Source organism: Serratia sp. HNCC26DJ206, from assembly GCF_057180605.1.
Genome location: NZ_JBXUGP010000015.1, coordinates 54,220 through 71,841, shown reverse-complemented (window position 1 = coordinate 71,841; position 17,622 = coordinate 54,220). Strand labels below are relative to the sequence as shown.

The following is a 17,622-nucleotide window of genomic DNA, read 5'->3' as shown; positions in this document are numbered from 1 at the left end:
CATTATACCGAGCGCTCTGGCTCACGACCAGCATTTATCCCTCAGGATCCTGGCACAACCCGAACAGGCTGTGCCAGTGTGAAATTACAGCACCATGCGGACAATCTCAATGTTGCCCAACTCTTCGTATAATGTTTCCACCTGATCGATATGGGTGGCGGTAATGGTGATGGAAACGGAGTGGTAATTGCCTTTGCTGCTCGGTTTAACCTGTGGGTTATAGTCCCCAGGAGCATGGCGCTGCACCACTTCAACCACCTGGTCTACCAGCTCGGGGTGTGCCAGGCCCATTACTTTGTAGGTAAAGGTGCAAGGGAATTCGAGCAGTTCGTTCAGTTTAGTTTTTTGCATGTGAATGCGCTCCGTGGGTAAAGCTTGTCTATAAAGTATAACTCCCGCCGGAGCGGGAGTGATTGTTAAGTAGGATATGGGGCCGAAATCCCCGGTTTCAAGCCTTAGCCGAACCAGTGGTGAAACATCAGCCTGATGTAATCCACCAGACGGCTGAAGATGCCGCCTTCTTTCACTTCGTTCAGCACCACCAACGGGCGTTGATCGATGGTCTTGCCATCCAGCTGGAAATTGATGCTGCCGACAACCTGGTTTTTGGCCAGCGGCGCGTGGATTTCTGGCGTGTTCAGCACATAGCTGGCTTTGAGGTCTTTCATCCTGCCGCGCGGGATGGTCAGGAAAACGTCTTTATCCACGCCCAACTCGACACGATCGGCATCGCCAAACCAGACGGGTTCGGAGGCAAACTCTTTACCGGCCTTCAGCGGTGAAACGGTTTCGAAGAAGCGGAAGCCCCAGGTCAGCAACTTTTTACTTTCGGTTTCACGGCCTTTGAAGGTACGGCCACCCAACACGGCGGAGATCAGCCGCATCTGGCCTTCGGTGGCGGAAGCCACCAGATTGTAGCCTGCTGCGTCAGTATGACCGGTTTTGATGCCGTCAACGTTCAGGCTGGTATCCCACAGCAGACCGTTACGGTTCATCTGGCGGATGTTGTTGAAGGTGAATTCTTTTTCTTTATAGATGGCGTATTCGTCTGGTACGTCACGGATCAATGCCTGGCCGATCAGCGCCATATCGCGCGCAGAGCTGAACTGGCCTTCAGCATCCAGGCCATGCACGGTCTGGAAGTGGGTATTTTGCAGGCCAAGCTGTTTGACGTAGGTGTTCATCAGGTTAACAAACGCATCCTGGCTGCCGGCAACGTAATCGGCCATGGCCACACAGGCGTCGTTGCCTGATTGCAGGTTGATGCCGCGCGTCAGTTTGGATACCGGTACCCGGTCGCCGGGTTTCAGGAACATCAGTGAGGAGCCTTTAAACACCGGGTTACCGGTTGCCCAAGCATCCTGACCAATGGTGACCATATCATCCTGGCCAATCTTGCCGGATTTCAACGCCTGGCCGATGACATAGCTGGTCATCATTTTGGTCAGGCTGGCGGGGTCACGACGGGCGTCGGCGTTAGATTCTGCCAATACTTTACCGGAGTTGTAATCAATCAGGATGTACGCTTGCGCATCAATTTGCGGGACACCTGGGATCATGGTTTTGATATTAACATCGTCTGCATGGGCAACTGACGCTGCGCTTATCGCGATGACGGTGCCGAGTGTTATGCTCTTGATTAAGCGAAAAGAAGTTACATGTTTCATGATCGGAACGACAACATCCGTGAGATTAAGTTAAAAAACGAGCCACACTATAACAGATGGGATCCCGGCAGGCATTAAGCATTCACCCGGCTGATAGTGGTTTAGCTGCAAGAAAATGTTTCAGCTAAAAAACGGGCTATCAGCCGTGTTGGCCTAGCGGGCTTCACGTTTTAGGGTGCAGCAGTGATGAATGATTGTTGTTGCGCTTCACTGGCCAGCCGCTGCTGCAGTTGTGCTGCCTGCTGACGGTTACTGAACGGGCCTAACTGCACGCGGTAGATGCTGCCATTGGCAGAGACTTTACCGGGAACGCCAAACTGTTGACTCAGTTGCTGCTGCCAGCTTTGTGCGCGTTCGGCGTTGCTCAAGGCACCGACCTGAACCACGAAGTTGCCGCCTTCACTGGCCGTGCTTACCACCACTGGCGCGGCAACAGCAGGGGCGCTGATGGCCGGTGGTGGTTCTGAACCTTCTAGTACCCCAGCCGGCAAGGCGCTTGGCGCACCCAGGAACCCGCCTCTACGCACAGGCTCACCGTTGCTGTCATCAACGTTCAGGCTGCTGTTGTCAATCGGGCGTACGGCGGCATCATTGGCGGCAGGGGTTTCCTGCTGTATTGGTGTCCCCATGCTGCTTGAACCGAGATCCGGGCGCTGCGGCAGGGCGTAACTCTGTTTGGCGACTACGGTGCCGATAGTGCCGGGGCCGCTCAGTGAACCATCAGGGGCAACGCTGATAAAGTCCACTTTCACCTTGGTGTTGCTCGTCAGGTTAAGACGATCGGCAACCGCTTTTGACAGATCGATAATCCGGCCTTGCGTATAAGGGCCGCGATCGTTGACGCGCACCACCAACTGGCGGCCATTGGCCAGGTTGGTAACGCGCACATAGCTTGGGATCGGCAGAGTCGGGTGTGCTGCGGTCAGAGCGTTGGGATCGAATCGTTCACCAATGGCGGTGGTATTGCCGTTGGCTTCTTCGCCATACCAGGCCGCCAGGCCGGTTTGTGAGAAGTTTTGTGGATCTTTCACGATGCGATAAGTATCGCCATTAACCTTATAGTCCTGCAACGTACCAGGGTTATAGGGTTCATAGTGAGGTTCCACACCGCCGATTTCGGTCACTGGCCCGCTGTAGGGTTGCTGCTGTGGCGGAGCCTGTGTTTCTTCCTGCGTGGTGGTACAGGCTGAAAGTAATACCGCAACAGCAACTGCACCGACCCAAAGCCATTCCTTACGCATTACTCACCTCTTATAGATTTTTAGACAGCATTTTCCGGTGCGTGTGGATCGACATGACGATGCCGAACCCGGCCATGAGGACAATCAGCGCCGACCCCCCATAGCTGACCAGAGGCAAAGGTACGCCAACTACCGGTAAAATGCCACTGACCATGCCAATGTTAACAAACACATAAACGAACAGTATCAGCATCAAGCCGCCGACCATGACGCGGCCAAAGGTGGTCTGCGCCCGCGCGGCGATCATCAGCCCGCGGATGATCACCAGCAAATACAGTACCAGCAACACCAGAACGCCGATCAGGCCAAGCTCTTCGGCCAGCACTGCGAAGATGAAGTCGGTATGGCGTTCGGGCAGGAATTCCAGCTGTGACTGCGTGCCGTGCAGCCAGCCTTTACCGGCCAGGCCACCGGAGCCGATGGCGATTTTTGACTGAATAATGTGGTAACCGGCCCCTAAAGGATCACTTTCCGGATCGAGCAACATCATCACGCGATCCCGCTGGTAGTCATGCATCAGGAAGAACCACAGCACCGGAATAAAGGCTGCCACCAGTACGGCGGCAAACGCAATCAGCTTCCAGCTCATGCCAGACAAGAACAGCACAAACAGCCCTGAAGCGGCGATCAGAATCGAGGTGCCGAGATCGGGCTGTGCGGCCACCAGCAGGGTAGGCAGGAAGATCAGCACCAGCGCGATGCCGGTATTTTTCAGCGAAGGCGGGCACACGTCGCGGTTCATAAAGCGGGCCACCATCAGCGGCACGGCGATTTTAGCGATTTCCGACGGTTGGAAACGGACAAAACCCAGATCCAGCCAGCGCTGTGCCCCTTTACTGATCTGCCCGAAGGCATCCACCAGAATCAGCAGGATGACGCAGAAAATATACAGGTAGGGTGCCCAGCTCTCATACACCCGTGGAGGGATCTGCGCCATGACGCCCATGACGATCAGGCCCATCAGGATCTGGCCAATCTTGCGTTCCATCATGCCGACATCCTGGCCGCTGGCGCTCCACATCACAACGGCGCTGTAGACCAGCAATGCCAGAATAAATAACAGGAAAGTGGGGTCGATGTGGATTTTGGTCCAGATGGAGCCCTTTTGTTGGCTTTCAGTCATGTTCTACCTTAATCACCTTCTATACCTGGCGGCAGTGGGGCTGCATCCGGTAATTGCGTATTGTTGTCGCCCAACAGGATGTGGTCGAGGATCTGGCGGGTGATGGTACCTACCGCCGGGCCTGAACCGCCGTTCTCCAGAATGATGGCGACTGAGACCGTCGGGTTGTCGTACGGTGCGAAGGCGGTCATCAATTTATGGTCACGCAGATGCTCTGCGAGTTTGTGGGCGTTATAGGTTTCATAGCCGAATACCTGTGCGGTACCCGACTTAGCCGCGGCTTTATAGGGGGTTCCCTCAAAGTACTTGCGGGCCGTACCGTTTGGCCGGTTGGCGACGCCGTACATACCGTCTTTGGCTATTTCCCAGAAGCCAGAATGAATATCACCAATCTGCTTATGCTCTTCCTGTTGATACGGCACCAGAACCCCGTTGATTCTGGTGCTCTGCTGTAGGTGCGGTATTTTGACATTACCGTCGTTGATCAGCGTATTCAGTGCTTTGGACATCTGGATCGGCGTAGCGGTCCAGTAGCCCTGGCCGATACCCACCGGAATAGTATCCCCTTGATACCACGGTTTCTTGTAACGTTTGAACTTCCAGTCGCGCGTTGGCATCAGGCCGGAGCGCTCTTCAGAAAGATCGATACCGGTGTAGTCACCGTAGCCGAATTTGCTCAGCCAACTCGACAGACGATCAATCCCCATATCATAGGCAACCTGATAGAAGAAAGTATCCGCAGACTCTTCCAAGGCTTTGGTGACGTTGAGGCGGCCATGGCCCCATTTTTTCCAGTCGCGGAAGCGTTTTTCTGAACCGGGCAGTTGCCACCAGCCGGGATCGAACACGACGGTATTGCGGGTGATCACCCCGGCGCTGAGGGCCGATACGGCAATATAGGGTTTCACCGTTGACGCAGGTGGGTAGACCCCTTGCGTGGCGCGGTTGATCAGCGGGCGGTTCGGATCGTTGAGTAATCCTTGATAGTCTTTGTTGGAAATACCGTCAACGAACAGGTTCGGATCGTAACTGGGGTTGGAAACCATCGCCAGAATGCCACCGGTGCGCGGATCGCTGACCACTACCGCTGCACGGCTGCCCACCAGCAGTTGTTCGATGTAACGTTGCAGGTTGAGATCGAGGGTCAGATAAACGTCTTTACCGGCGGAGGGCGGTTGCTCATGCAACTGGCGGATCACGCGGCCACGGTTGTTGACCTCGACCTCTTCATAGCCGGTTTTGCCGTGCAGGGTATCTTCGTAAAAACGTTCGATACCCAACTTGCCAATATCGTGCGTGGCGGCATAGTTGGCCAGCTTGCCATCTTTATCCAGGCGTTCGACGTCGCGATCGTTAATCTTCGACACATAGCCGATCACGTGGGTGAGGGCCGAACCATAGGGATAATAGCGGCGCTGATAGCCTTTCACTTCCACGCCGGGGAAGCGGAACTGGTTGACGGCAAAACGGGCGACCTGAACTTCGGTCAGCGCGGTTTTGACCGGGATCGAAACAAAACGACGTGAGCGTTTGCGCTCTTTCTCAAAGTTGGCGATGTCTTCATCGGTAAGATCAACGATCGGGCGTAACGCCTGTAGCGTGGCGTTGAGATCGTCAACTTTTTCTGGCATCAGCTCTAACTGGTAAATGGTGCGATTCAGCGCCAGCGGCGTGCCGTTACGATCGTAAATAATGCCGCGGCTGGGTGGGATCGGTACCAGCTTGATGCGGTTTTCATTGGAACGGGTGCGGTAATCCTCAAAGCGAACGATTTGCAGATTATACAGATTGGCAATCAGGATGCCTGTCAGCACCAGAATAACCAAAAGCGCCACCAGGGCGCGGCGTACAAACAGGGCAGATTCTGCCGTATAGTCGCGAAAAGGGTTACGATCTATTTTCATCCCGTTACTTTATTTCACTCTGTTACTGTCACCACCGGCTATTCCCGATGGTAAGGATGATTTGTGGTAATACTCCAGGCGCGGTAGAGACTTTCGGCTACCAAAACACGCACTAAAGGATGAGGTAACGTCAACGGCGAGAGCGACCAGCTCTGTTCTGCCGCTGCTTTACACGCCGGAGCCAGCCCTTCCGGGCCACCGATCAGCAGGCTGACGTTGCGGCCATCCTGCTTCCAGCGTTCGAGCTGTTGCGCCAACTGGGGTGTCTCCCACGGTGTTCCTGGGATATCCAAGGTGACAATGCGGTTGCCTTTGCCGACCGCTGCCAGCATCTGCTCGCCTTCTTTTTCCAGAATGCGTTTGATATCCGCATTCTTGCCGCGCTTGCCCGCCGGGATTTCGGTCAGCTCAAACGGCATGTCTTTCGGAAAGCGATGCAGGTAATCCATAAAGCCGGTCTGCACCCAGTCAGGCATTTTGGTGCCGACTGCAATCAATTGCAGTTTCACCGCTTAACTCCAGAGCTTTTCCAGTTCGTACAATTGACGGCTTTCTTCCTGCATCACGTGCACAATCACTTCGCCCAGATCAACCACCACCCAGTCAGAAACTGCCTGGCCTTTCATGCCAAACAGTTCCATACCGATGGCCCGGGCTTCATCTATCACGTGCTCGGCAATCGACATTACGTGACGGGTTGAGGTACCGGTGCAGATAATCATGCAATCGGTGATGCTGGATTTGCCCTGTACATCCAGAGCAATAATATCTTGGCCTTTCATGTCATCAATTTTATCGATGACGAAATCTTGGAGCGCTTTACCTTGCAAAGGTTCCCCCTCGGGTATGTTCTGTTTATCGGACCACGGTGTGGCCTGAATTATGATGGTATCGGTAGGATCCTACTCTGTGACTTCTGGTCATCGCCCGGTCAACCAAGGTTTTCAGCGGATACCTGAAAAAGAGCGGCGCAGTATAGCACTATCTGTATAAACCCTGTAACTCGATATAACGTTGCACGGCGCGCGGTAACAAATCATCACAGCTGATGCCCTGATGGCGGCGCTGGCGTATTTCGGTGGCCGATATTTCCAGCTGCGGGGTATCGGCCAGATAGACATAACCCTGCGGCTGCTGGCTGAGCTGGCGGGCATCGGTAACCTGATGCTGTTCCAGCCAGTGCTGCAACTCTGGCGTATCCATCCGGCTGTTATAGCCGGGGCGCGCCAGTACCAGCAGATGACAGACCTCCATCAGCGCCTGCCAGCGATGCCATTTGTGCAGCGTCAGCAGTGAATCCTGGCCAATGATAAACGCCAGAGGCAGCGCGGTGCCACGTTCTTTACGAATCGTTTCCAACGTCTCAATGGTGTAGGAAGGAGTGGTGCGATGCAGTTCACGATCGTCCACCGTAAACAACGGATTGCCGATGATCGCCAATTCCACCATTTTCAACCGTTGCTGTGGGTTAGCTTCCGGCTGCGGACGGTGAGGGGGCACATGATTTGGCAACAGGGTTACCTGACTCAGGCTAACTTCTTGAGCCAGAGCTTCAACCGGGCGCAGATGGCCGTAGTGAATCGGGTCAAAGGTGCCGCCAAAAAAGGCATGCAGCGTATTGGCATTTTCCGGTTTACTGACCATCTGAGAGACTCGTGATAAGAGGTTTGCCGCAAATCAGCATCGATAGGGATTCCAGCTCCGACCAGACAGACTGACCGTAATCCTGCTTAAGGGTAATTTCAATCTGTGCCAGCAGGTGGACGGCCTGCTGCAACTGCTGGTCCGACAGGCGTTGCAGTGCCTGGGTAATCAGGCTGCGGCGATTCTGCCAGACTTTGAACTGGTCGAACAGCGTGCGCAGCGGGGTGTTTGCCATACGACGCTGTAGGGTAAGCAACATCAGCAGTTCGCGTTGCAGGGTACGCAACAGAATCACCGGTTCGACATCTTCTTGCTGCAATTGTTGCAGGATATGCCAGGCGCGCTTGCTCTTGCCCGCCAGCAGGGCATCCAGCCAGTGAAAGGGGCTGAAATGTGCGGCGTCGTTAACCGCCTGCTCAACGCGCGGCAGAAGCAACTTGCCATCTGGATACAGCAAGGAGAGGCGTTCCAGCGCCTGCGACAGTGCCAGCAGGTTGCCTTCATAGCAATAACACAGCAGTTGATTGGCGGCGTCATCAAGCTCCAACTGCATGGATTTTGCACGCTGTGCCACCCAGCGTGGCAGTTGCGCCTGCTCAGGGGTTTGGCAACTGATCAGCGCGCCGTTCGAGCTGAGCGCTTTAAACCAGGCGCTGTTTTCCTGCGCTTTGGTCAGGCGAGGGCCACGCAGCACCAGCAGAATATCGTCATGCAGCAAACCCGCCAGCTTGACCAATTGCTCGCCAATCGGCGCGGTTGGGCCATTTTCTGGGAAAATCAGCAGTAGGGTTTGTCGGCTGGCAAACAGGCTCATTGCCTGGCAGATGCTGAAAATGGCATCCCAGTCGGTATGAACATCGAGGGAAATACTGTAATGCTCGGTGAACTGCTGTTGCTGCGCCGCTTGGCGGATCAAATCCTGGCTTTCTTGCAGCAGCAGCGGATCGTTACCGCTCAATAAATAACAAGCGCGCAACCCCTCACGGAGCTGCGCGGCAAGTTGTTCAGGATAGAGACGAATCATTGTGCTGATTGACTTGCCGCTTTTTCATCGGCGGCCGCTGCTTTCTGTTGAATCCCTATTTCCGCGGCATGCACTGTCATCAATTTACGCACAAGCTGCTGCGCGGCCTGTTGGCGCATTTCCCGCAGAATGATCTCCTGCTCGGCGTCTTTGGCCAGTGCCGTCAATGGGTTATCAAAGAACGAACGAAACACGGTGACGTTCAACGGATAGATATCACGACCCGGGATCAAGACCTGGGCCTGCACGGTCATCACCATTTGGTTTTCTGCCGTTTTACCATCCTGGAAGATCGAAACGGTATCCTGGCTCTGGGTCGACGTGACGATGCGCAGAGACGGCACATCTTTGCGAGTGGTATCACTCACAATGGTGACGCCGTTGATACGCAACTGAGAACGCACAGCACGCGTCAGTGGGCCAAAGGGATCGTAGCTGTCCAGCATCAGCTGGTGCATTTCCGTGGGGACCTGCGTGGTGCCACGCAGGTGAAAACCGCAGCCGGCGGTGACAAGCACCGCCAACCCCAGCAACAGCGTCAGAATACGATGTCGCACAATGCCTCCTTGTGTTAACCCACAACCAGGTTAAGCAATTTGCCTGGAACGTAGATCACTTTACGTATCGTGACCCCTTCCAGATATTTGGCCACCAGATGTTCTTCAGCGGCGCGCTCACGCACTTGCTCTTCGGTTGCATCGGCAGCCACGGTGATTTTAGCGCGGACTTTACCGTTGACCTGTACCACCACCAGCTTGGAGTCTTCCACCATGGCAGCCTCATCGGCCACTGGCCAGGCGGCGGTATCTACATCACCTTCGCCGTTCAGTGCCTGCCACAGGGTGAAGCAAACGTGCGGAGTGAACGGATACAGCATCCGGACCACCGCCAATAAGGCTTCTTGCAGCAGCGCACGATCCTGTTCGGTTTCCTGTGGCGCGCGGCCCAGTTTGTTCATCAGTTCCATCACGGCGGCAATCGCGGTGTTGAAGGTCTGACGGCGGCCGATATCGTCGGTTACTTTGGCGATGGTTTTGTGTACGTCGCGGCGCAATGATTTCTGATCTTCATTCAGCGCAGCTACGTCCAGCGGCTGAACGGCACCTTTTTCAACGTGATCGTAAGCCAGTTTCCAGACGCGTTTCAGGAAGCGGTTCGCTCCTTCAACCCCGGATTCCTGCCATTCCAACGTCATTTCTGCTGGTGAGGCAAACATCATGAACAGGCGAACGGTATCCGCACCGTATTTTTCCACCATCAACTGCGGATCGATGCCGTTGTTCTTCGACTTCGACATTTTGCTCATGCCCGCGTAGACCAACTCGTGGCCATCAGGATCGGTGGCCTTGACGATACGGCCTTTCTCGTCGCGCTCAACGATGGCATCCGCTGGAGAAACCCAGATGCGTTCGCCGTTGCTGCCGCTGTAATAGAACGCATCGGCCAGTACCATGCCTTGGCACAGCAGGCGTTTGGCGGGTTCATCCGAATCCACCAAGCCAGCGTCACGCATCAGTTTGTGGAAGAAGCGGAAGTACATCAGGTGCATGATCGCGTGTTCGATACCACCGATATACTGATCGACCGGCAGCCAGTAGTTGGCGGCCGCCGGATCCAGCATTCCTTCGTCATACTGCGGGCAGGTGTAACGTGCGTAGTACCAGGACGACTCCATAAAGGTATCGAAGGTGTCGGTTTCGCGCAGCGCTGGCTGGCCGTTAACGGTGGTTTTCGCCCACTCAGGATCGGCTTTGATCGGGCTGGTGATGCCATCCATGACCACATCTTCCGGCAGGATCACCGGCAGTTGATCTTCTGGCGTTGGCATCACGGTTCCGTCTTCCAAAGTCACCATCGGGATCGGTGCGCCCCAGTAACGCTGGCGGGAAACCCCCCAGTCGCGCAGGCGATAGTTGACTTTGCGCTGGCCAACGCCGAGGGCAACCAGTTTATCCGCGATGGCATTGAAGCCTGCTTCGTGCTCCAGGCCGTCGAATTCACCAGAGTTAAACAGCACGCCTTTCTCGGTCATGGCTTCGACATGAATATCTGGCTGGCTGCCATCCAGATTCAAGATTACTGGTTTGATCAGCAGGTCATACTTGGTGGCGAATTCCCAGTCACGCTGATCGTGGGCAGGCACTGCCATGACGGCACCGGTGCCATATTCCATCAGGACGAAGTTAGCCACCCAGATCGGCAGCTTTTCACCGCTCAGTGGGTGAGTGGCAAACAGGCCGGTGGCCATGCCTTTCTTCTCCATGGTGGCCATTTCAGCTTCGGCCACCTTGGTATTACGGCATTCGTCGATAAACTCAACCAGAGCCGGGTTATTCTCTGCACCCAGCTGTGCCAGCGGGTGACCGGCCGCCACGGCCACATAGGTGGCACCCATAAAGGTATCTGGGCGAGTGGTGTAAACGGTGACTTGCTCGCTGCTGTTGGCTACGCTGAAGGTGATCTCTACGCCTTCGGAACGGCCAATCCAGTTGCGCTGCATGGTTTTCACCTGCTCTGGCCAGCTTTCAAGCGTGTCCAGATCGTTTAGCAACTGATCGGCGTAAGCGGTGATTTTGATGAACCACTGTGGGATCTCTTTGCGCTCAACTTTGGTATCGCAGCGCCAGCAGCAGCCGTCGATCACCTGTTCGTTGGCCAGCACGGTCAGATCGTGCGGGCACCAGTTAACCGCAGAGGTCTTCTTGTAAACCAGGCCTTTTTCGTAAAGCTTGGTGAAGAACCATTGTTCCCAGCGGTAGTAGTCTGGTTTACAGGTGGCGATCTCGCGATCCCAGTCATAACCGAAGCCCAGCAGTTTCAGCTGGTTCTTCATATATTCGATGTTGTCGTAGGTCCATGGAGCCGGTGCGGTGTTGTTTTTCACCGCCGCGCCTTCTGCCGGCAAGCCGAACGCATCCCAACCGATCGGTTGCAGGACGTTTTTGCCCAACATACGTTGGTAGCGGGAGATCACGTCGCCTATGGTGTAGTTGCGCACATGGCCCATATGTAGGCGACCCGAAGGGTATGGCAACATGGAAAGGCAATAATACTTTTCCTTGCTCGTATCTTCGGTAACCTTGAAAGTTTGCTTCTCTTGCCAGTGAAGCTGTACGTTCGATTCTATCTCTTCGGGGCGGTATTGCTCTTGCATGGCGGCCGGTGGTCCTGTAGGTGTGTAACAGCTACATCCGTAGCATTCTGTTGAGTACTGAGATCCGCATAGCATAGCTGATAAGACCTCCCGGCAACAACACCAAGCGCCCCGCACGGCGTATTTAAAAAAAACATCGCTACGATGTGATCTACAACCGGTCAATCTGTCACCTTATCAGGTTTCATCAGTGTTTTAAGGCTAAAATAAAGGAAGAAAGCCCTGTCACAGTGGTTCATCGAGGAGAGACTATGAACAAGGTTGCTCAGTATTACCGCGAATTAGTGGCATCTCTGACGGAACGTTTGCAGAACGGGGAGCGTGATATCGACGAATTGGTTGCCAGCGCCGAGAAACGTCTGAACGAGGTAGGTGAATTGACGCGTACGGAGGTGGAACAGGTTACTCAAGCCGTGCGCCGAGATTTAGAAGAGTTTGCCCGCAGCTATAAAGAGAGCCAGGATGATCTCACCGACAGCGTATTTATGCGGGTGATTAAAGAAAGCCTCTGGCAGGAACTGGCGGATATCACCGACAAAACCCAGTTGGAATGGCGTGAGGTTTTCAAGGATGTCAGCCATCACGGCGTGTATCACAGTGGTGAAGTGGTGGGGCTGGGGAATCTGGTGTGTGAGCAATGTCACCACCATCTGGCATTTTACACGCCGGAAGTGCTGCCTCTGTGTCCGAAGTGTGGGCACGATCAGTTCCAACGTCGGCCGTTTGAGCCTTGAGGGATATTAAGTAGAGAGCGCCCCATAGCGGGGCGCATCTGAAGCCTTAATGAAGAATTTTGGCCAGGAAGTCTTTGGCGCGATCGGACTGTGGATTGTTAAAGAAATCATCTTTGTTACGATCTTCAACGATTTTCCCTTCATCCATAAAGATCACCCGGTGAGCCACCTTACGGGCAAAGCCCATTTCGTGCGTCACCACCATCATGGTCATCCCTTCTTGCGCCAGCTTCACCATCACGTCCAGCACTTCGTTGATCATTTCCGGGTCGAGCGCGGAAGTGGGCTCATCGAACAGCATGGCGATCGGATCCATACAGAGCGCACGGGCAATTGCCACGCGCTGCTGCTGGCCGCCGGATAACTGCCCAGGGAACTTGTTGGCATGTGCGGAAAGGCCCACGCGCTCAAGCAGTTTCAGCGCTTTCTCGCGTGAGGCATCTTTATCGCGCTTAAGCACTTTGATCTGTGCCAGCGTCAGGTTTTCAATGATCGACAGGTGCGGGAACAGCTCAAAGTGCTGGAACACCATGCCGACTTTGGAACGCAGCTGTGCCAGATTGGTACTTTTGTTGTTGACCGGCGTGCCGTTAACCAGGATATCGCCTTTCTGAATCGGCTCCAGTCCGTTAACCGTTTTAATCAGGGTAGACTTGCCTGAGCCTGAAGGACCGCAGACCACCACCACTTCGCCTTTTTTGACTTCAGTGGTGCAATCGGTCAGAACCTGAAAGTGACCGTACCACTTAGAAACATTTTTCAGGGAAATCATCAAACAGTCCTTTTCTTCAAATAACTTACCAGCGCCGATGCGGCAATACTGATAACAAAATAGACAAGACCCGCAAACAGGATCATTTCAACCTGCGTGCCGTCGCGCTCGCCAATGGTTGAGGCGGTACGGAAGAAGTCAGCCAGGCTCAGTACGTAAACCAGCGAGGTATCCTGGAACAGCACGATCCCCTGGGTCAACAGCAGTGGCACCATGGCGCGGAACGCCTGCGGCAGGATCACCAACCGCATCGACTGCCAGTTCGTCATCCCCAACGCCAAGGCCGCTGAAGACTGGCCGCGTGACACGCTCTCAATACCGGCGCGGATAATTTCCGAGTAATAAGCAGCTTCAAACAGGGAAAAGGCTACCATAGCTGAGATCAGGCGAATATCGGTTTTCGGTGACAGGCCTAGAACCTGTTGTAATAAGCTTGGCACCACCAGATAGAACCACAGCAGCACCATCACCAGCGGAACGGAGCGGAACAGGTTGACATACAGTGCCGCAAACCAGCTGATCGGCTTGATCGGCGACAGACGCATCACCGCCAGAACGGTGCCCCAGAGGATACCGAAGACGATGGCGATCACGGTGATTTTCAGCGTGACCATTAACCCTTGCAGCAGATACGGGAAGCTCGGGACAATTGATCCCCAATCAAATTCGTACATTATTTACTCCCCATATTGCCGGGTAACTGCACTTTTTTCTCGACGATACGCATAAACAACATAATGACGGCGTTGATACCGATATACGCGAGAGTGATGGCAGTAAAGGATTCATAGGCATGCGCGGAGTAATCGAGCAGTTTACCGGCCTGGGCAGCCATATCCACCAATCCGATGGTGGACGCAATCGCGGAGTTTTTCACCAGGTTGAGCATTTCCGAGGTCATCGGCGGCACAATCACCCGATAGGCATTCGGCAACAGCACGTAACGATAGGTTTGTGGCAGCGTCAGGCCCATTGCCAGCCCAGCAGCACGCTGGCCGCGCGGCAAGGATTGGATCCCGGCGCGTACCTGTTCGCAGACGCGGGCAGCGGTAAACAATCCAAGGCACAGCATGGAAGAGACGAAGAACTGAATGTTAGGATCCAGCTCGGTTTTAAACCACATGCCGAGGTCGGCTGGCAGCAATTCCGGCATCACCAGATACCAGGTGAAAAACTGTACGATCAGCGGCACGTTACGGAACAGCTCGACGTAGCAGGTTCCCAGCGTTGAGAGAAAACGGTTTGGCACGGTTCGCAAGATACCGAACAGTGAACCGACAAAGAAAGCGATAACCCATGCACAGACGGAGAGGGCGACCGTGACCTGAAAGCCGGACCAAATCCAGCCAAGGTAAGTGGTATTCCCAAACGGGGCCTGCTGCAGGAAGATACCCCAGTTCCAATCTATTGACATAACAAACTCCGTTAAGCAGGTGCAGAGCACCTTAAAGCTTGATGACTATTCAGTAGGGCCCCTGAGTGAAGGGAGACTGCGGGAGGGGAACGGCCTCCCGCAGTCCTGTCTGCCCATTGTCAGCCATCAACAAAGCCGGTTGCTCCGGCCTTATCTTTTATTAGTTCAGTGCTTTGTCGTTAGGCTCTTTGAACAGTTGCTTCATGTCGTCAGACAGTTCGAAGTTCATGTTGAGATTTTTTGGTGGGATCGGTTGTTTGAACCAGACATCAAAGCGTTTGGCAGATTCACCCGAGGTCTGTGCCTGAGCGATGGTATCGTCAACCAGCTTTTTGAATTCTGCATCGTCTTTACGCATCATGCAGCCATAGGCTTCTTTGGATTGCGGCGTGCCAACGATTTCCCACTGATCGGGTTTTTTGGCCTTCGCACGTTCACCTGCCAGCAGAGCATCATCCATCATAAAGGCCACTGCGCGGCTGCTTTCCAGAGTACGGAAAGAGTCACCATGGTCTTTGGCGCTGATGATGCGCATTTTCATCTGGTCTTTGTCGTTCAGTTTGTTGAGCAGCACTTCAGAAGTGGTGCCCGAGGTCACGACGACCGGTTTACCTGCCAGATCTTTGAACTCTTTGATATCGGAACCTTTCTTCACCAGCAGGCGGGTGCCTACGACGAAGATGGTATTGGAGAACGCGGCCTGCTGCTGACGCTCAAGATTGTTGGTGGTGGAACCACATTCAAAGTCGAAGGTGCCATTTTGCAACAGTGGAATACGGTTTTGCGAGGTGATCGGCAGCATTTTCACTTGCAGATTCGGCGCATCCAATTTTTTCTTAACGGCGTCAACAATCAGGTTGGAGTAATCCTGAGAATAGCCCACAACTTTCTGCTGGTTATCGTAGTAGGAGAACGGAACTGAGGATTCACGGTGACCAACAACAATCACACCGTTGTCTTTGATTTTCTTCAGCGTACCGGTCAGTTCTTCCGCATGGGCTACGCTACAAGACATACCGATAAGCAGTAGCGATAACGCCAACTTGCGCATTTGCATGGTCCAACTCCTCTGATGTTGTGATTGCCCGAGCTTAGCGAGCATCGGGTGAAAACGGCTATTACCGACTTGTGTTATAGAGACTCTTAGACGGATTACCGATAGAAAATAGCCGATTGTGAACAGTATGAAACTAAGTTGTTTCATTTTTTGCGACATCACGCGCACCAAATGGATGCAATAAACCGCCAGTGCACTGTGAAGGTGCATATTATGCTCTGGCGTTGTGCATCAAGTGCCGCACGATATCAGTAAAAATCGATCAGAACCTGTTACCTAGGAATTAAAGCAAGGTGCGTGCCAGAAAAGGAGGGAGAAATGAAGCAGGGCGCATTAGCGCCCTGAAAAGTCATTACTTACGACGTAACCCAGCGATCAGTGCAATGCCACCCAGCAGCACGGTGATGATCCAAACCGGTGCGGAACCGAAGCGGGCATACGGTGTGACGCCGGTGGTCGGGGTGACTTCCACCGCCAGCACTTTGCGGGTGAACTGCGGGATCGACGCCTGCACTTCGCCCTGCGGGCCAACCACTGCGGTAATCCCATTATTGGTGCTGCGCAGCAAAGGACGGCCCAATTCCAGCGCACGCATGCGCGCCATCTGGAAATGCTGCCACGGGCCGATGGAGTGGCCGAACCAGGCATCGTTGGAGACGGTCAGTAGGAAGTTGGTATCTGGCCGGAAGTTGTCACGTACCTGCTGGCCAAGCACGATTTCATAGCAGATGGCCGCCGTCAGGTTGAAGCCGCGCACGCTCAACTGTGGCTGCACGTAATCGCCACGGCTGAAAGAGGACATCGGCAAATCGAACAAAGGTGCCAGCGGGCGCAGCAGCGTTTCTAATGGTACGAATTCGCCGAACGGCACTAGGTGATGCTTGTTGTAGCGATTGGCCGCCGGGTAGTTGTACGGGGTTTCTTCACCCAGAACGATCACGCTGTTGAAGAACTGCGTACCTTGCGGGGTAGCGCGTGCATCAACAATCCCGGTAATCAGGCTGCTGTTTTTGGCGCGCATCAGGTCATCCATCATGGTGAGAAAACCGTTCTGGTTGCTCTCCACGTCTGGAATGGCCGATTCCGGCCAGATGATGATTGGCGCTTTGCCCATAAATGGACGGCTTTCATCGAGATAGGTCTGCAGCGTACTGACCAACACCTTGGGATCCCACTTCATCGATTGTGCGATGTTGCCCTGCACCATAGCGATGTTTACCGCTTTTTCCGGCAGTGGAGTGAACCAGTGCAGCTGGCGCAGCGGCCAAGGCAGCAACAGCATGGCGATGGCAATCACCGCCGGAGCGATACGGCGTTGAGCCACGGCAAACACCAGCAGGCCGCTGAGAGACATCAGGATCAGGGTGATGGCATCCACGCCCAGCAGTGGCGCAATCCCTTTCAGCGGGCCATCGATCTGGCTGTAACCAAATTGCAGCCAAGGGAAGCCGGTGAGCACCCAGCCGCGCAGGAACTCCGTCAGTTGCCACAGGGCCGGTGCGGCAATCGCCAGCCGCCACCAGGTGGTGCGTGGCCAGATGCGCGTCAGCAACCCGGCAAACAGCCCGGTATACAGCGAAAGATAGGCCGCCAGCAGCGCAACCAGGAAAATATTGATGGCAAACGGCATACCGCCGAAATCGGCAATGCTGACGTAAACCCAGTTCACCCCGCTGCCGAACAGCCCTAATCCCCAGCAGAAGCCGAGCAGGGCGGATTGGCGGGTGGTGCGGTTGAGAGTTACGGCCAGCAGGCCAAACAGCGAGACAATGGCTGCGGGCCAAAAATCGTAAGGGGAAAATGCCAGCGTACCGCAGGCACCTGACAATAGCGCCAGCAGGGCGCGAACCCGCTGGCGTTCAAGTAAATAGGCTTTAGCCATGTGTGA

Annotated in this window: 17 protein-coding genes; 1 reads left to right on the top strand and 16 read right to left on the bottom strand. The window is 54.5% G+C overall.

Translation table 11 applies throughout. The features are described 5' to 3' along the window. Positions 1–84: 84 nt before the first annotated feature. The 11 genes from ybeD to leuS all read right to left on the bottom strand — a co-directional run bounded on the left by ybeD (position 85) and on the right by leuS (position 11,757). Complete coding sequence (gene ybeD, locus AC2A1E_RS11830) at positions 85–351, bottom strand: DUF493 family protein YbeD (protein WP_021180010.1); 267 nt, start codon at positions 349–351, stop codon at positions 85–87. Between the two features lie 104 nt (positions 352–455). Further along, positions 456–1,667: a D-alanyl-D-alanine carboxypeptidase DacA gene (gene dacA, locus AC2A1E_RS11825; RefSeq protein WP_484383900.1), complete on the bottom strand. Its 1,212-nt coding sequence runs from the start codon at positions 1,665–1,667 to the stop codon at positions 456–458. A 170-nt stretch (positions 1,668–1,837) separates the two neighbouring features. Next, positions 1,838–2,908 carry an endolytic peptidoglycan transglycosylase RlpA gene (gene rlpA / locus AC2A1E_RS11820; protein WP_484383899.1) on the bottom strand — a complete coding sequence of 357 codons (1,071 nt, stop codon included), beginning with the start codon at positions 2,906–2,908 and terminating at the stop codon, positions 1,838–1,840. Positions 2,909–2,918: 10 nt separating this feature from the next. Then, positions 2,919–4,031, bottom strand: a complete 1,113-nt coding sequence (gene mrdB, locus AC2A1E_RS11815) for a peptidoglycan glycosyltransferase MrdB (protein WP_484383898.1) — start codon at positions 4,029–4,031, stop codon at positions 2,919–2,921. A gap of 8 nt (positions 4,032–4,039) precedes the next feature. Beyond that, positions 4,040–5,935 carry a peptidoglycan DD-transpeptidase MrdA gene (gene mrdA, locus AC2A1E_RS11810; protein ID WP_484383897.1) on the bottom strand — a complete coding sequence of 632 codons (1,896 nt, stop codon included), beginning with the start codon at positions 5,933–5,935 and terminating at the stop codon, positions 4,040–4,042. A gap of 38 nt (positions 5,936–5,973) precedes the next feature. After that, positions 5,974–6,444 carry a 23S rRNA (pseudouridine(1915)-N(3))-methyltransferase RlmH gene (gene rlmH / locus AC2A1E_RS11805; protein WP_484383896.1) on the bottom strand — a complete coding sequence of 157 codons (471 nt, stop codon included), beginning with the start codon at positions 6,442–6,444 and terminating at the stop codon, positions 5,974–5,976. A gap of 3 nt (positions 6,445–6,447) precedes the next feature. Then, the gene (rsfS, locus tag AC2A1E_RS11800; RefSeq protein WP_484383895.1) at positions 6,448–6,765 is read right to left on the bottom strand and encodes a ribosome silencing factor; all 318 of its coding nucleotides are present in this window, start codon (positions 6,763–6,765) and stop codon (positions 6,448–6,450) included. Between the two features lie 151 nt (positions 6,766–6,916). Further along, entirely contained in the window at positions 6,917–7,579 is a 663-nt protein-coding gene (nadD, locus tag AC2A1E_RS11795; protein ID WP_484383894.1) for a nicotinate-nucleotide adenylyltransferase, read from the bottom strand. Further along, positions 7,569–8,603, bottom strand: coding sequence for a DNA polymerase III subunit delta (gene holA, locus AC2A1E_RS11790; RefSeq protein ID WP_484383893.1), 1,035 nt, complete (start codon positions 8,601–8,603; stop codon positions 7,569–7,571). The genes nadD and holA overlap by 11 nt, the downstream gene beginning before the upstream one ends. Beyond that, positions 8,600–9,160: an LPS assembly lipoprotein LptE gene (gene lptE, locus AC2A1E_RS11785; RefSeq protein ID WP_484383892.1), complete on the bottom strand. Its 561-nt coding sequence runs from the start codon at positions 9,158–9,160 to the stop codon at positions 8,600–8,602. Before lptE ends, holA begins: the two co-directional genes overlap by 4 nt. A gap of 14 nt (positions 9,161–9,174) precedes the next feature. Further along, positions 9,175–11,757, bottom strand: coding sequence for a leucine--tRNA ligase (gene leuS / locus AC2A1E_RS11780; RefSeq protein WP_484383891.1), 2,583 nt, complete (start codon positions 11,755–11,757; stop codon positions 9,175–9,177). A 251-nt stretch (positions 11,758–12,008) separates the two neighbouring features. Between leuS and AC2A1E_RS11775 the strand changes: the two genes are divergently transcribed. Next, positions 12,009–12,491 (top strand): zinc ribbon-containing protein, encoded by a 483-nt coding sequence (locus AC2A1E_RS11775; RefSeq protein ID WP_484383890.1) that lies wholly within the window; start codon positions 12,009–12,011, stop codon positions 12,489–12,491. Between the two features lie 46 nt (positions 12,492–12,537). Here AC2A1E_RS11775 and AC2A1E_RS11770 read toward each other — a convergent pair whose 3' ends face one another. From AC2A1E_RS11770 to lnt, 5 genes are all read right to left on the bottom strand, one after another. Beyond that, positions 12,538–13,263, bottom strand: a complete 726-nt coding sequence (locus AC2A1E_RS11770; RefSeq protein ID WP_484383889.1) for an amino acid ABC transporter ATP-binding protein — start codon at positions 13,261–13,263, stop codon at positions 12,538–12,540. Then, complete coding sequence (gene gltK / locus AC2A1E_RS11765; RefSeq protein ID WP_484383888.1) at positions 13,263–13,937, bottom strand: glutamate/aspartate ABC transporter permease GltK; 675 nt, start codon at positions 13,935–13,937, stop codon at positions 13,263–13,265. Before gltK ends, AC2A1E_RS11770 begins: the two co-directional genes overlap by 1 nt. Next, positions 13,937–14,677, bottom strand: a complete 741-nt coding sequence (locus tag AC2A1E_RS11760) for an amino acid ABC transporter permease (RefSeq protein ID WP_484383887.1) — start codon at positions 14,675–14,677, stop codon at positions 13,937–13,939. The genes gltK and AC2A1E_RS11760 overlap by 1 nt, the downstream gene beginning before the upstream one ends. Positions 14,678–14,837: 160 nt before the next feature. Continuing rightward, a complete protein-coding gene (locus AC2A1E_RS11755; protein ID WP_484383886.1) occupies positions 14,838–15,734 on the bottom strand; it encodes a glutamate/aspartate ABC transporter substrate-binding protein in 897 nt (298 codons plus the stop codon). A 352-nt stretch (positions 15,735–16,086) separates the two neighbouring features. Further along, the gene (gene lnt / locus AC2A1E_RS11750) at positions 16,087–17,616 is read right to left on the bottom strand and encodes an apolipoprotein N-acyltransferase (protein WP_484383885.1); all 1,530 of its coding nucleotides are present in this window, start codon (positions 17,614–17,616) and stop codon (positions 16,087–16,089) included. Positions 17,617–17,622 lie beyond the last annotated feature (6 nt).

What these genes read in the sequence shown, in the direction of transcription:
- ybeD (WP_021180010.1), bottom strand. Translation starts at nt 351, where the DNA reads ATGCAAAAAACTAAACTGAACGAACTGCTCGAATTCCCTTGCACCTTT.
- dacA (WP_484383900.1), bottom strand. Translation starts at nt 1,667, where the DNA reads ATGAAACATGTAACTTCTTTTCGCTTAATCAAGAGCATAACACTCGGC.
- rlpA (WP_484383899.1), bottom strand. Translation starts at nt 2,908, where the DNA reads ATGCGTAAGGAATGGCTTTGGGTCGGTGCAGTTGCTGTTGCGGTATTA.
- mrdB (WP_484383898.1), bottom strand. Translation starts at nt 4,031, where the DNA reads ATGACTGAAAGCCAACAAAAGGGCTCCATCTGGACCAAAATCCACATC.
- mrdA (WP_484383897.1), bottom strand. Translation starts at nt 5,935, where the DNA reads ATGAAAATAGATCGTAACCCTTTTCGCGACTATACGGCAGAATCTGCC.
- nadD (WP_484383894.1), bottom strand. Translation starts at nt 7,579, where the DNA reads ATGGTCAGTAAACCGGAAAATGCCAATACGCTGCATGCCTTTTTTGGC.
- holA (WP_484383893.1), bottom strand. Translation starts at nt 8,603, where the DNA reads ATGATTCGTCTCTATCCTGAACAACTTGCCGCGCAGCTCCGTGAGGGG.
- leuS (WP_484383891.1), bottom strand. Translation starts at nt 11,757, where the DNA reads ATGCAAGAGCAATACCGCCCCGAAGAGATAGAATCGAACGTACAGCTT.
- AC2A1E_RS11775 (WP_484383890.1), top strand. Translation starts at nt 12,009, where the DNA reads ATGAACAAGGTTGCTCAGTATTACCGCGAATTAGTGGCATCTCTGACG.
- AC2A1E_RS11770 (WP_484383889.1), bottom strand. Translation starts at nt 13,263, where the DNA reads ATGATTTCCCTGAAAAATGTTTCTAAGTGGTACGGTCACTTTCAGGTT.
- gltK (WP_484383888.1), bottom strand. Translation starts at nt 13,937, where the DNA reads ATGTACGAATTTGATTGGGGATCAATTGTCCCGAGCTTCCCGTATCTG.
- AC2A1E_RS11760 (WP_484383887.1), bottom strand. Translation starts at nt 14,677, where the DNA reads ATGTCAATAGATTGGAACTGGGGTATCTTCCTGCAGCAGGCCCCGTTT.
- AC2A1E_RS11755 (WP_484383886.1), bottom strand. Translation starts at nt 15,734, where the DNA reads ATGCAAATGCGCAAGTTGGCGTTATCGCTACTGCTTATCGGTATGTCT.
- lnt (WP_484383885.1), bottom strand. Translation starts at nt 17,616, where the DNA reads ATGGCTAAAGCCTATTTACTTGAACGCCAGCGGGTTCGCGCCCTGCTG.